This window comes from Pseudomonas sp. S2_H01 (genome assembly GCF_054668305.1).
Genome location: NZ_CP162756.1, coordinates 3,748,463 through 3,762,208 on the forward strand (window position 1 = coordinate 3,748,463; position 13,746 = coordinate 3,762,208).

The 13,746-nt window shown below is 58.6% G+C and carries 14 protein-coding genes; 11 read left to right on the plus strand and 3 right to left on the minus strand.

Annotated features, from left to right (window positions below):
- Positions 1-105: 105 nt before the first annotated feature.
- Positions 106-927 (minus strand): HDOD domain-containing protein, encoded by an 822-nt coding sequence (locus tag AB4N84_RS16780; protein ID WP_074755695.1) that lies wholly within the window; start codon positions 925-927, stop codon positions 106-108.
- A gap of 102 nt (positions 928-1,029) precedes the next feature.
- Entirely contained in the window at positions 1,030-1,971 is a 942-nt protein-coding gene (ygfZ, locus tag AB4N84_RS16785) for a CAF17-like 4Fe-4S cluster assembly/insertion protein YgfZ (protein ID WP_460042307.1), read from the minus strand.
- A gap of 164 nt (positions 1,972-2,135) precedes the next feature.
- Between ygfZ and AB4N84_RS16790 the strand changes: the two genes are divergently transcribed.
- Positions 2,136-2,390 carry an FAD assembly factor SdhE gene (locus tag AB4N84_RS16790; RefSeq protein WP_062388232.1) on the plus strand — a complete coding sequence of 85 codons (255 nt, stop codon included), beginning with the start codon at positions 2,136-2,138 and terminating at the stop codon, positions 2,388-2,390.
- Positions 2,374-2,841, plus strand: coding sequence for a protein YgfX (locus AB4N84_RS16795; protein WP_460042308.1), 468 nt, complete (start codon positions 2,374-2,376; stop codon positions 2,839-2,841). The genes AB4N84_RS16790 and AB4N84_RS16795 overlap by 17 nt, the downstream gene beginning before the upstream one ends.
- Here the strand turns inward: AB4N84_RS16795 and nadB are convergent.
- Positions 2,810-4,426 carry an L-aspartate oxidase gene (gene nadB / locus AB4N84_RS16800; protein ID WP_460042309.1) on the minus strand — a complete coding sequence of 539 codons (1,617 nt, stop codon included), beginning with the start codon at positions 4,424-4,426 and terminating at the stop codon, positions 2,810-2,812. The two genes, AB4N84_RS16795 and nadB, sit on opposite strands and share 32 nt — an antisense overlap.
- A 497-nt stretch (positions 4,427-4,923) precedes the next feature.
- Between nadB and rpoE the strand changes: the two genes are divergently transcribed.
- The 9 genes from rpoE (at position 4,924) to era (ending at position 13,742) form a co-directional block, all read left to right on the plus strand.
- Positions 4,924-5,505, plus strand: coding sequence for an RNA polymerase sigma factor RpoE (rpoE, locus tag AB4N84_RS16805; protein WP_037014368.1), 582 nt, complete (start codon positions 4,924-4,926; stop codon positions 5,503-5,505).
- A 33-nt stretch (positions 5,506-5,538) separates the two neighbouring features.
- On the plus strand, positions 5,539-6,129 hold the full coding sequence (locus AB4N84_RS16810; protein ID WP_074755703.1) for an anti sigma-E factor RseA C-terminal domain-containing protein: 591 nt from the start codon (positions 5,539-5,541) through the stop codon (positions 6,127-6,129).
- Positions 6,130-6,137: 8 nt separating this feature from the next.
- On the plus strand, positions 6,138-7,100 hold the full coding sequence (locus tag AB4N84_RS16815) for a MucB/RseB C-terminal domain-containing protein (protein WP_460042310.1): 963 nt from the start codon (positions 6,138-6,140) through the stop codon (positions 7,098-7,100).
- 348 nt (positions 7,101-7,448) lie between these two features.
- Entirely contained in the window at positions 7,449-8,849 is a 1,401-nt protein-coding gene (locus AB4N84_RS16820) for a DegQ family serine endoprotease (RefSeq protein ID WP_425262246.1), read from the plus strand.
- A gap of 170 nt (positions 8,850-9,019) precedes the next feature.
- Entirely contained in the window at positions 9,020-10,816 is a 1,797-nt protein-coding gene (gene lepA, locus AB4N84_RS16825; RefSeq protein WP_074755709.1) for a translation elongation factor 4, read from the plus strand.
- Positions 10,817-10,825: 9 nt separating this feature from the next.
- On the plus strand, positions 10,826-11,680 hold the full coding sequence (lepB, locus tag AB4N84_RS16830) for a signal peptidase I (protein ID WP_074755711.1): 855 nt from the start codon (positions 10,826-10,828) through the stop codon (positions 11,678-11,680).
- A gap of 103 nt (positions 11,681-11,783) precedes the next feature.
- On the plus strand, positions 11,784-12,161 hold the full coding sequence (locus AB4N84_RS16835; RefSeq protein ID WP_074755713.1) for a DUF4845 domain-containing protein: 378 nt from the start codon (positions 11,784-11,786) through the stop codon (positions 12,159-12,161).
- Complete coding sequence (rnc, locus tag AB4N84_RS16840) at positions 12,158-12,847, plus strand: ribonuclease III (protein WP_074755715.1); 690 nt, start codon at positions 12,158-12,160, stop codon at positions 12,845-12,847. Before AB4N84_RS16835 ends, rnc begins: the two co-directional genes overlap by 4 nt.
- Positions 12,840-13,742 (plus strand): GTPase Era, encoded by a 903-nt coding sequence (gene era, locus AB4N84_RS16845; protein WP_074755717.1) that lies wholly within the window; start codon positions 12,840-12,842, stop codon positions 13,740-13,742. Before rnc ends, era begins: the two co-directional genes overlap by 8 nt.
- The last annotated feature ends 4 nt before the right edge of the window (positions 13,743-13,746 follow it).

Below are 13,746 nucleotides of genomic sequence, written 5' to 3' on the forward strand. Positions count from 1 at the left end.
CAGTGGCGAATGCGGTGGGTCAGCGACATCATCGGTGAATGACACACCCCGTCCGGACAGGTCAGCGCGCGACAGTTGTGTTGGGGTAATCACGGCAGCGTCGAGTCAATACAGCAACGTCATCGCTTCATTCATTTGGTTGATCAACGCGCCGTCGGCCATGTTCAGCCCCAACTGGCTGACGGCAGGCATCCCCAGAACGTCCAGATTCGGGTAAGGCCGTCCGGTCGCTTCATGAACATGCACGGTGGCGACCTGCACCAGGTCGACGTAGTCGGCCTGGGTGGAAACCCGCGTAAAGTTCTGGAACTGCCTGGGCACGATCGCCAGTGCTTCCGGAAAATCCCACGAGCGCAGCAATCGTTCGCCGATGATCGGGTGAATGCGTTCGATCACATGGTTCAGGCTCACAGCGTCGGCCAGCAATTCAAAGTTGTCTTCGGCGTAGGTCAGGATCGGCAGCACGCCAATCAGATGAATCAGCCCGGCCAGCGTGGCCTTGTCGGCCTTCAAATGAGCGCGCTTCAAGCTGAGCACGCTGCTGACACCGGCAACTTGCAGGCTCAGTTTCCAGATGTCACGCATCTTGGACTCGACCACGCCCGACTTGGCGTGAAACATCTGCTCGACCACCAGACCGATGGCCAGGTTGCAGCTGTAATTCACACCCAGGCGGCGAACCGCGGTGAGTACGTCGCTGACTTCAAAGTTGGGCCGCAGCAACGGGCTGTTCACCACCTTGATCAGACGGGCGGAGAGGGCGGTATCACTGCCAATCACTTTACTGAGAGCCGCGATGGTGATTTCCGAATCTTCCGCGGCCAGTCGAATTTTCATTGCCACTTCAGGAAGCGTCGGCAGAAACAAGGCGTCTCTGTCGATTGCCTTGATCAGGTCCCTCTGCACCTCGTCAGCCATGCTGCTCATATCAGATCTCTGGATAGTGCATTTCGGCCAACGCCCCCGGCCACATCCTGGCGGGAGCGCAGACAACTACGCTGACGTGCGGCTCGTTGATTCAAGCGAGGGTTAACGCTGTGTTTCAAGCTTGGCATCCAGCGTGTAAGGCAGTTCGGTCAACAGCAAAACCAGACCATCCGCAGCGCCGAGACGAATATTGCCGTCTTCAACGGCGTCCGCCTGCAGAACCGCCAACACCTCGACGGTGGCGCCAGCACGCGCTGCGATCACCACGTTGCCTACCGAACTGGCGTGGACTGGCGAAAACAATTCGACGCCCGGCTCGGGCACATCGCTGCCTTCCAGTGTCAGGCGATACAGGCGACGTTTGAGTTTGCCCAGGTACTGCATTCGCGCGACGATTTCCTGCCCGGTGTAGCAGCCTTTCTTGAAACTGACGCCGCCGACGGCTTGCAGGTTGATCATCTGTGGGATGAACGCTTCGCGGGTCTGGCCGAAGACTTGGCCGATGCCAGCACGAATCTGGCCCAGCAGCCAGTCGTTCAACGTGCCTTCCGGCAACTGTGCCGCCAGGCGGGTGCGGATCTCTTCCGCCTGATCGGCGCGAACCCAAAACTCTGCGCGAGCAGGGGAAACGCGAATCGCGATCAGGTCATTGGCTCGGACGACCGAATCAGTCTCTTGTGGCAGGTCCAGACCGAGGGTGACCAGTGCGCCGTCACCGTCGTTGAGGCCAAAACGCACCCATGACGCGCTTTCGTCGGTCAGCCGGGATTTGGAAAACACCGCGTATTTTTTCAGGTCCAGCAACTGGGCTTCGATCAGCTCACTGGCCATGGCCAGCAGCACGCCGTCGCCTTCCAGCAGGATGCGGAAGCTGGACTGCATACGGCCTTTCTGGGTGCAACGGGCACCGAGCGTGGCCTTGGCATCGCTCAGGTAATCCAGGTTGCAGGTCAGCTGGCCTTGAAGGAATTTGCTGGCGTCCACGCCGCGAACGGCCAGTACACCTTCGTGGGAGAGTGGGCAGAAAAAAGCTGAATCGGCCATGAGTCATCGCGTGGGTAGAAGTCTGGGGCACCATCATAGTGCCGTGTCTCGCTTATGGGTATATGCAAGTCGGGTAAAGACCCTTGCAAAAACCTGCGACTAACTGCGGGTACGCCCCAACAGTGCGGCCCTGTATACTCGCCGGCAAATTTGAGGAGCGCCCCATGGTCGAAGATGTTGAACTCAATCGCCTCTTTTGGCACAGCCGCCGCGGCATGCTCGAGCTGGATGTGTTGCTGGTGCCGTTTGTCAGAGAAGTCTATCCCTCGCTAAACGACGTGGACCGCGCACTGTATGTGCGTCTGCTGACCTGTGAGGATCAGGACATGTTTGGCTGGTTCATGCAGCGCGGTGAGTCCGAAGACCCCGAACTGCAGCGTATGGTTCGAATGATCCTGGACCGTGTCCAGCCGAAATGATCGTTTCGAATGCCGTTGGCAGCGCTCTCGGGCCCTGTTGACGGCGTATCTCGGTGCCCAGTCGCTGGCGCTGGTCGCGGTTTTCCTGCTTGATCTTCCCTTGTGGGCCAAAGCGGTCGGCGTCCTGCTGTGTGTGCTGCATGGCCTGCAGTGTCTGCGTCGATCGATTTTGCTGAGTGACGAACACGCCTACACCGGTTTGCGCCGAGACAGCTCGGGCTGGCAGGTGTGGAGCGAGCGCGCGGGATGGCAACCGGTGCAATTGCGTCCGGACAGCATGGCGCTGCCGCGTCTCGTGGTGCTTCGGTTTCGCGTGATGAAAGGGCACTGGCTGGCGCGCTGGTGGGTCAGAAGCGCCTGCATTCCGGCGGACGCCATGGCGCCGGATCTGCACCGGCGCCTGCGTCTGCGGTTGAAGTTCAGCCGCAATAGGTGGGCGGCGCCAGAATAGTATCGAGCGCCTCGGGCAGCATGTCCGGGTAGTCCAGCGTGTAATGCAGCCCACGGCTCTCTTTACGCGCCATCGCGGAAGCGATCATCAACTCTGCCACCTGAGCCAGGTTGCGCAACTCGATCAGGTCGCGGCTGACTTTATAGTTGCTGTAGAACTCGTCGATCTCGTCCAGCAGCAAGCGAACCCGGTGTTGCGCGCGTTGCAGGCGTTTGTTGGTTCGCACAATGCCGACGTAGTCCCACATGAACCGCCGCAACTCGTCCCAGTTATGCGCAATGATCACGTCTTCGTCTGAATCAGTGACCTGGCTGGCGTCCCAGGACGGCAAATCCTGAGGCTGAGCGATGTCCGGCAGCTGCGTAATAATGTCGTTCGCCGCGGAACGGGCGTAGACAAAGCATTCCAGAAGCGAGTTGCTGGCCATGCGGTTGGCGCCGTGCAGGCCGGTAAAGCTGGTTTCGCCAACGGCATACAGCCCCGGCACGTCAGTGCGACCGTGTTGATCGACGAGCACACCGCCGCAGGTGTAATGCGCAGCGGGAACCACCGGAATGGCTTGGCGCGTGATGTCGATGCCGAACGTCAGGCAGCGTTCATAGACGGTCGGAAAGTGCGTTTTGATGAAGTCCGCAGGTTTATGGCTGATGTCCAGATAGACGCAGTCGACGCCCAGACGCTTCATTTCATGGTCGATGGCCCGGGCAACGATGTCCCGGGGTGCGAGCTCCGCACGCGAGTCGAAGCGCTCCATGAACCGCTCGCCATTGGGCAGCTTTAAATAGGCGCCTTCGCCGCGCAGGGCCTCGGTGACCAGAAAGCTCTTGGCCTGTGGGTGATACAGGCAAGTGGGGTGAAACTGGTTGAACTCCAGATTGCCGACTCGGCAACCCGAGCGCCAGGCCATCGCAATGCCGTCGCCGCACGCGCCGTCTGGGTTACTGGTATAGAGGTAGACCTTGGCTGCGCCGCCAGACGCCAGAATCGTGAAGCGTGCGCTGTGGGTGTCCACTTCGCCGGTCGAGCGATCCAGCACATAAGCGCCCAGGCATCGCTGTCCTTCAAGGCCCAGCCGACGTTCAGTGATCAGGTCCACGGCGACACGCTGCTCGAGCAGTTCGATGTTCGGACGCGCCTTGGCCTGCGCGAGCAAGGTACGAAAAATCGCGGCGCCCGTGGCGTCAGCCGCGTGGATGATCCGCCGATGGCTGTGGCCGCCTTCACGGGTCAGGTGAAATTCGAATCCGCCGTCTTCGACGGTCGAATCATCGTCGCGGGTAAAGGGCACGCCCATGTCTATGAGCCATTGAATGGCTTCACGGCTGTGCTCGACCGTGAAGCGCACGGCGTCTTCATTGCACAGTCCGCCGCCGGCGTTCAGGGTGTCTTCAACATGCGACTGAACCGTGTCGGCATTGTCCAGAACAGCTGCGACGCCACCCTGCGCCCAAAAGGTCGAGCCGTTGGCGAGGTCGCCTTTGCTCAGGACCGCGATGCGCAAATCACCCGGCAATGTCAGCGCCAGACTCAATCCGGCAGCGCCGCTGCCGATCACCAGTACGTCGTGTTGAAAATGTCGACTCATGACTTATTCCGGCTTCTAAGTGGCCACTAGTATGTAAAGGGTGAGAACGGCACAATAGCTGCGATTTTATGGCAATTGTGAATCACAGCGGGGGGCGGATTGTGCGCTACTCCGCGACATCGTGCATACCGTCTGGCAGGCAAATTCAATGGCGAGGCAAAGCTCGAATTGGATCCTACAAACACCATGATGTGTGTCTTACGCTCTAGAGCGAAATGTGGGAACTTTTCATAAACCCCCACGTTCAATAGAAGGTTGCCGATAAAGGGACAGCGTCGGTGTGGCGCGTAGATGGCTTGGACATCTGCGCAAGCGCTTCCGACGACAAGATTATTCACGCAGCCGACCTGGTTCGAGCTGCGTTTTTCGTGCGGGCTACCGACGCTCGCCGGAAACTTGCTTGAAGGGGGAGAACTTTTGCGAAAAGCCCGAGTCTATGTTTGCAAGCCTGTGAAGCAGCCTCTGCGACACTCCTTTGAGCTCTATGAGGAGTGTTCATGCTAACCCAGGAAGAGGATCAGCAACTGGTCGAACGCGTACAGCGCGGCGATAAGCGAGCCTTTGATCTGCTAGTGGTGAAATATCAGCACAAAATTCTTGGGTTGATCGTGAGATTCGTCCACGACACCCATGAAGCCCAGGATGTCGCGCAAGAGGCTTTTATCAAGGCTTACCGTGCGCTTGGGAACTTCCGCGGCGACAGTGCGTTTTATACGTGGCTGTACCGCATCGCCATTAACACGGCGAAAAACTATCTGGTGTCGCGAGGTCGGCGGCCGCCGGACAGCGATGTCAGATCTGAAGACGCGGAGTTCTACGACGGCGATCATGGCCTCAAGGACATCGAGTCGCCGGAGCGTGCATTGTTGAGGGATGAGATCGAAGGCACCGTCCATCGGACCATCCAGCTACTGCCAGAAGATTTGCGTACAGCTCTAACTTTGCGTGAGTTTGACGGTCTGAGTTACGAAGACATTGCGAGCGTTATGCAATGTCCGGTTGGTACCGTGCGCTCTCGCATTTTTCGCGCTCGGGAAGCCATTGATAAAGCCCTGCAGCCTTTGTTGCAGGAAACCTGAGACAGCGGCGACAGCCATATGAGAGGAACCGCCATGAGTCGTGAAGCCCTGCAGGAATCGCTGTCCGCGGTGATGGATAACGAAGCGGACGAATTGGAATTACGTCGAGTGCTCAATGCAATCGACGATGCGGATACACGTGCCACATGGTCGCGTTATCAAATTGCTCGTGCAGCAATGCATAAAGAACTGCTGATGCCTCATCTGGACATCTCGGCTGCCGTATCCGCCGCGATCGCCGACGAAATCAGCCCGCTGAAGGCCGGTCGTGGTCCTTGGCGCACGCTGGGTCGTCTGGCTGTAGCGGCTTCGGTCACCGTGGCTGTTCTGGCAGGCGTTCGCTTGTATAACCAGGACGAGATCGCTGGCGCCCAGTTGGCTCAGCAGTCGGCGCAACCTGCCAACGTTGCCATGCCTCAGGTAAAAGGTCCGGCGGTTCTGGCCGGTTACACTGAAAGCGAGCAGGCCCCAGGCCCGATGGCCAGTGGCGTCATGCAGAATCAGGCTGGCTGGCACGATCAGCGTCTGCCGGGTTACCTGCGTCAACATGCTCAACAAGCTGCGTTGAAAGGCACTGAAAGCGCTCTGCCGTACGCACGCGCCGCCAGCCTGGAAAACCGTTAAGGAGGATCATGCGCGCCATCCCTCTAGTGCCGCTTCTGCTTGGTGGATGGCTGGTCCTTCCAGTTCATGCCGATGACGCGCAAGACCAGCTCAAGCGTCTTGCTCAGGCAGAACAGCAGCAAAGCTTCCAGGGCACTTTCGTCTATGAACGCAATGGAAGCTTTTCCACTCACCGAATCTGGCACCGGGTTGCTGACGGTAAGGTTCGTGAGCATCTTCTTCAGCTTGATGGCTCCGCCCAGGAAGTACTGCGCGTCGATGGGGTGACCCAGTGCGTCAGCGGTACCTTGGAGGCGGGCGTCTCCAATATCCCCGATTCTCCGGCCCATGCCTTCGACGCGGCGAAACTGTCTGCGTGGTACGACATGAAAGTCGGAGGTAATTCGCGGGTGGCCGGTCGGCCTGCGGTGGTCGTGACGCTGACGCCTCGCGATCAGCATCGTTACGGCATCGAGCTGCATCTGGACAGTCAGACCGGTTTGCCGCTCAAGTCATTGCTGCTGAGCGACAAAGGCCAGTTGCTTGAGCGCTTCCAGTTCACCGAGCTCGACACCGACGCTCCGACTGATCAGATGTTGCAGCCGAGTGCCGATTGCAAGCCGGTCGAGGTCGTCAAGGCCAAGGCTGATGCGCAGAAGCAACAGGTCGCCTGGCGTTCAGACTGGTTGCCGCCAGGATTCGAACTGAGCAGCGCCGCTGCACGCAAGGATCCCGATTCCAAGGCGCTGGTGACCAGTCTCATGTATGACGACGGTCTGGCCCGCTTCTCGGTGTTCATCGAGCCTGTCAGCGGCGCCGCTGTGACTGACATCCGCACGCAGTTAGGTCCCACCGTTGCAGTGTCCCGTCGTTTGACGACCCCCAAGGGTGACGCCATGGTGACGGTGGTCGGTGAAATCCCGATCGGAACTGCCGAGCGGATCGCGCTGTCCATGCGCAACGACGCAGCGCCTGCCACGACCAAGAAGTAACCTGACGAAACGGTAAACGCCCACTATGAAAAAGGTTTCATATTGGGCGTTTCATGCCATAAGCCCAGTATTTTCGGGCTCGGGACGAGAGGCTGAAATGTTTGGTCAGCTTTGCAGGTTGCAATCACATTCTTTTTTTTCTATAGGTCACAGCTTCGCGGCTCTGGCCTTTTGTTGTTTTCAGCTTTCAGAAAGCTGATTGAGAGTAAAACTGGCCGAGAGCCACGCGCCGAGCAAGACTGCAATGTGCAGATGCTCCTCGAACCTGTCGGTTCGTACCGCTTAACCATGCTCGTTGTGAACGGGAGCCGTATGTCGATACCACGCTTGAAAACCTATCTGTCCTGGATGGCCGCCGTGCTGATGCTCGGTCAGGTCCTTACTGCGCAGGCCGAGGCCTTGCCGGACTTCACATCGCTGGTGGAGCAGGCTTCGCCCGCCGTTGTGAACATCAGTACTCGCCAGAAACTGCCGGATCGTTCGGTGGCTCAAGGGCAAGCGCCCGACCTCGAAGGTCTGCCACCGATGTTGCGTGAATTTCTGGAGCGCAGCATGCCGCCGGGGTCGCGTCCGCCAGGATCGGGCAAGGGCGACCGCCAGCGTGAAGCGCAATCGCTGGGTTCGGGTTTCATCATCTCCCCAGATGGTTTCATCCTGACCAACAACCATGTGATCGACGGGGCTGACGAAATCCTCGTGCGCCTGTCCGATCGCAGTGAAATGAAAGCCAAGCTGATCGGCACCGACCCGCGTACCGACGTGGCGGTTCTGAAAATCGATGGCAAGGATCTTCCTACCGTCAAGCTGGGCAACTCCGACAAGCTGAAAGTCGGCGAGTGGGTTCTGGCGATCGGTTCTCCGTTCGGGTTTGATCACTCGGTGACCAAAGGCATCGTCAGCGCCAAGGGCCGCAGCCTGCCGAACGACACCTACGTGCCGTTCATCCAGACTGACGTGGCCATCAACCCGGGCAACTCCGGTGGTCCGCTGTTCAACATGGCCGGTGAAGTCGTGGGTATCAACTCGCAGATCTTCACCCGTTCCGGCGGTTTCATGGGCCTGTCATTCGCGATTCCGATCGACGTGGCCATGGACGTTGCCAATCAGCTCAAAGCCAACGGCAAGGTCAATCGCGGCTGGCTGGGTGTCGTTATCCAGGAAGTGAACAAGGATCTGGCCGAGTCGTTTGGTCTGGACAAACCGGCTGGTGCGCTGGTGGCGCAGGTTCTGGACGATGGTCCGGCAGCCAAAGGCGGTCTGCAGGTCGGTGACGTGATTCTCAGCGCCAACGGAACGCCAATCGTCATGTCGGCAGACTTGCCACACCTGATCGGCAACCTGAAGGACGGCAGCAAGGCCGAGCTCGAAGTCATTCGCGACGGCAAGCGCCAGAAGCTGACCGTGACCGTGGGGGCTCTGCCAGCTGAAGGCGAAGAGATGGGCGCGGCTGATTCGGGCGTGGAGCGCAACAGCAACCGCTTGGGCGTTTCGGTGACTGACCTGACCCCAGAGCAGATGAAGTCGCTGGATCTCAAGGGCGGCGTTGTGATCAAGGACGTGCAGGACGGTCCGGCTTCGCTGATCGGTCTGCAAACCGGCGACGTGATCACTCACCTGAATAATCAGGCCATCACCTCGGCCAAGCAGTTCACTGAGGTGGCTAAAGGCCTGCCGAAGAACCGCTCGGTTTCGATGCGGGTTCTGCGTCAGGGGCGCGCGACGTTCATCACCTTCAAACTGGCGGAATAATCAGCCATGACGGGAAAAGGAGCGGCACGTCCGCTCCTTTTTTTGTGCCCGGCGGCCTTGTGGCTCCCGGGCGTCGCGTGTGAACGTGACGCCCAAGCCTTCCTTCAGGTACAATTCCCGGCTATTTTTCGGCGGGCAGTCTGCCTGCAACCTTTTTCGAGTGTTGATCCGTGAGTGATTTGAGTCATATCCGCAATTTCTCCATCATCGCCCACATTGACCATGGCAAGTCGACGCTGGCTGACCGTTTCATTCAGATGTGCGGCGGCTTGTCCGAGCGCGAAATGGAAGCTCAGGTGCTTGATTCCATGGACCTGGAGCGTGAGCGCGGGATCACGATCAAGGCCCACAGCGTCACCCTTTATTACAAGGCGAAGGACGGCATCACCTACCAGCTGAACTTCATTGACACCCCGGGCCATGTTGACTTCACCTACGAAGTCAGCCGCTCGCTGGCCGCCTGTGAAGGCGCGCTGCTGGTGGTCGATGCGGGTCAGGGCGTGGAAGCGCAGTCCGTAGCCAACTGCTACACCGCCATCGAACAGGGCCTGGAAGTCATGCCGGTCCTGAACAAGATGGACCTGCCGCAGGCCGATCCGGACCGCGTCAAGGAAGAGATCGAGAAGATCATCGGCATCGATGCCACCGACGCCGTCGCCTGCAGCGCCAAGAGCGGTATGGGCGTGGACGAAGTGCTGGAGCGTCTGGTCAAGACCATTCCCGCGCCGACCGGCAACATCGAAGACCCGCTGCAAGCGTTGATCATCGACTCCTGGTTCGACAACTACCTGGGTGTTGTTTCCCTCGTCCGCGTGCGTCACGGGCGCGTCAAGAAGGGCGACAAGATCCTCGTCAAGTCCACCGGCAAGATTCACTTGGTCGACAGCGTCGGCGTGTTCAACCCCAAGCACACCGCTACCGTTGACCTGAAGGCTGGCGAAGTAGGCTTTATCATCGCGGGCATCAAGGACATTCATGGTGCGCCGGTCGGTGACACCCTGACCCTGAGCACCACGCCTGACGTCGAAGTGCTGCCCGGCTTCAAACGCATTCAGCCGCAGGTCTACGCCGGTCTGTTCCCGGTCAGCTCCGACGACTTCGAAGATTTCCGCGAAGCGTTGCAGAAGCTCACCCTCAACGACTCGTCTCTGCAGTACACCCCGGAAAGCTCCGACGCACTGGGCTTCGGCTTCCGTTGCGGCTTCCTCGGCATGCTGCACATGGAGATCATCCAGGAGCGCCTGGAGCGCGAGTACGACCTGGACCTGATCACCACGGCGCCAACCGTAATCTTCGAGCTGTTGCTCAAGACCGGTGAAACCATTTATGTCGACAACCCGTCGAAGCTGCCGGACCTCTCCAGTATCGAGGACATGCGTGAGCCGATCGTGCGGGCGAACATCCTTGTGCCTCAAGAGCACCTGGGCAACGTCATTACGCTGTGCATCGAAAAACGCGGTATTCAGCACGACATGCTGTTCCTCGGCACGCAGGTTCAAGTGACCTACGATCTGCCGATGAACGAAGTGGTCCTGGACTTCTTCGATCGCCTGAAGTCGACCAGCCGCGGTTACGCGTCGCTGGACTACCATTTCGATCGTTACCAGTCGGCGAACCTGGTCAAGCTGGATGTGCTGATCAACGGCGACAAGGTCGACGCACTGGCGTTGATCGTGCACCGTGACAACGCGGCTTACAAAGGCCGTGCGTTGACTGAAAAGATGAAAGAACTGATTCCTCGTCAGATGTTCGACGTGGCAATCCAGGCTGCCATCGGTGGCCAGATTATCGCGCGTACAACCGTCAAGGCGCTCAGAAAGAACGTACTGGCCAAATGTTACGGCGGCGACGTCAGCCGTAAGCGCAAACTGCTTGAAAAGCAGAAGGCCGGTAAGAAACGCATGAAGCAGGTCGGCAACGTGGAAATTCCACAAGAAGCCTTCCTTGCAGTGCTCAGGTTGGAATAGTCAGGCCCTATGTCACTAAATTTCCCGCTGTTGTTGGTCATCGCCGTGTTTGTCTGCGGCCTGCTGGCCTTGTTCGATCTGATCATACTGGCGCCGCGTCGGCGGACTGCGATAGCGAATTATCAGGGCAGCGTGAGCCAGCCGGATGTCGCTGTCGTTGAACAGCTGAACAAGGAACCGTTGCTGGTTGAATACGGCAAGTCGTTCTTTCCCGTGTTGTTCATCGTGCTGGTGTTGCGCTCGTTTCTCGTCGAGCCGTTCCAGATCCCTTCGGGCTCGATGAAACCGACGCTGGATGTAGGCGATTTCATTCTGGTCAACAAGTTCTCCTACGGTATTCGTCTGCCGGTGATTGACATGAAAGTCATCCCGGTGAGCGATCCGGCGCGGGGCGACGTGATGGTCTTTCGCTACCCGAGCGACCCGAGTGTCAACTACATCAAGCGTGTGGTAGGTCTGCCAGGCGACGTCATTCGCTACACCAATGACAAGCAACTGTTCGTCAATGGACAGATGGTGGCCAAGCAGTTGATCGGTTCCGAGCCCGGTACGTTGGGCAGCGCCGAGTTGTACGAAGAGAAGCTGGGTGAAGTTCAGCATCAGATCCGTCTGGAAATGAGCCGCTACCGCGCGCCGCCGGATCACGAGTGGACGGTTCCGGCCGGTCATTACTTCATGATGGGTGACAACCGCGACAACTCCAACGACAGCCGTTACTGGGATGACCCCAATATTCCCAAAGACGAGCTGGGCATGGTTCCCGACAAGAACATCGTCGGCAAGGCCTTCGCTGTTTGGATGAGCTGGCCTGAGCCGAAGCTCAGTCACTTCCCGAACTTCTCGCGAGTCGGGCTGATCAAGTAACCGATGCGGCGCTGTCTGACACAGCGCCGTATGTCATTTCGGCGGGCTATGCTGCAAGGCTGACCTTGCACGCAGCAGGGAAGGGCTATTCTTGAGGGCACACATGACATCTGCCGGTTCGCAAAAAGGCTTGTCGTTCATTGGGTGGCTGGTGTTGCTGGCTGTCCTTGCATTTGCCGCGAGTACCGCCGCCAAAGTGGTGCCGCATTACCTCGATTACATGTCGATGAAGAAAATCATCGAAGCCGCCGGGACGGACAATGCCGCAGAAATCAATACGACCAGGGATTTCTACGACTACGTTGCCAAAGGCATGCAGGTCAATAACATTCGGGATTTGGATTTGAACAAGGCGTTAAGTGTGACGACGGAGAACAACAGGTTCCTCGCCCATTTGAAATACGAGAATCGTGAGCCACTGATCCAGAACATCGATCTGGTGGTCAAGTTCGACCACGAATTCAGCGTGGGTAAACCGTGAGCGTGTCATTGAGTCGCCTGGAGCGTCAGCTCGGCTACACCTTCAAGGATCAGGAACTGATGGTTCTGGCCTTGACCCACCGTAGTTTTGCCGGCCGCAACAACGAGCGCCTGGAATTCCTCGGTGATGCCATCCTCAACTTCGTGGCAGGCGAGGCGCTGTTCGAGCGTTTCCCCCAGGCTCGTGAAGGTCAGCTGTCGCGTTTGCGCGCCCGGCTGGTGAAGGGTGAAACCCTTGCGCTGCTGGCCCGTGGTTTCGACCTGGGTGAGTACCTGCGACTGGGCTCCGGTGAGCTCAAGAGCGGGGGCTTTCGTCGTGAATCGATTCTGGCGGATGCGCTCGAGGCGCTGATTGGCGCGATCTATCTGGATTCCGGCATGGAGATGGCGCGTGAGCGCGTTCTCGCCTGGCTGGCCAGCGAGTTCGAGACCCTGACGCTGGTCGACACCAACAAGGACCCGAAAACCCGACTGCAGGAATTCCTTCAGTCCCGCGCCTGTGAATTGCCCCGCTACGAAGTGGTGGATATTCAGGGCGAACCGCATTGCCGAACGTTTTTCGTCGAATGCGAGATCACCTTATTGAACGAGAAAAGCCGGGGACAAGGTGTCAGCCGTCGCATTGCCGAACAGGTAGCCGCGGCCGCAGCCCTCATCGCCCTGGGTGTGGAGAACGGCAATGACTGATTCAACTGCAACACGCTGTGGCTATGTCGCCATCGTCGGCCGGCCAAACGTGGGCAAGTCGACGCTGTTGAACCACATTCTCGGCCAGAAACTCGCGATCACGTCGCGCAAGCCGCAAACCACCCGTCACAACATGCTGGGCATCAAGACCGAAGGCGCCGTTCAGGCGATCTACGTCGACACACCCGGCATGCACAAGGGCAGTGACAAGGCGCTCAACCGCTACATGAACAAGACTGCCTCGGCGGCGTTGAAAGACGTCGACGTGGTGATCTTCGTGGTGGATCGCACCAAGTGGACCGACGAAGACCAGATGGTGTTGGAGCGTGTGCAGTACGTGACCGGCCCGCTGATCGTCGCACTGAACAAGACTGACCGCATCGAGGACAAGGCCGACCTGATGCCGCATTTGTCCTGGTTGCAGGAACAACTGCCAAACGCGCAGATCATTCCGATTTCGGCGCAGCAGGGTCATAACCTGGAAGCGCTGGAGAAGGTGATTGCCGAGCATCTGCCCGAGAACGATCACTTCTTCCCGGAAGACCAGATCACCGACCGCAGCAGCCGTTTCCTCGCCGCTGAACTGGTTCGCGAGAAAATCATGCGTCAACTGGGCGCCGAGCTTCCGTACCAGATCACCGTCGAGATCGAAGAGTTCAAGCAGCAGGGCAAGACCCTGCACATTCATGCGTTGATTCTCGTCGAGCGTGACGGCCAGAAGAAAATCATCATTGGCGACAAGGGCGAGCGCATCAAGCGCATCGGTTCCGATGCGCGCCGCGACATGGAAGTGCTGTTCGATTCCAAGGTCATGCTCAACCTGTGGGTGAAGGTCAAGGGCGGCTGGTCCGATGATGAACGTGCCTTGCGTTCTCTGGGTTACGGCGACCTCTAAGACT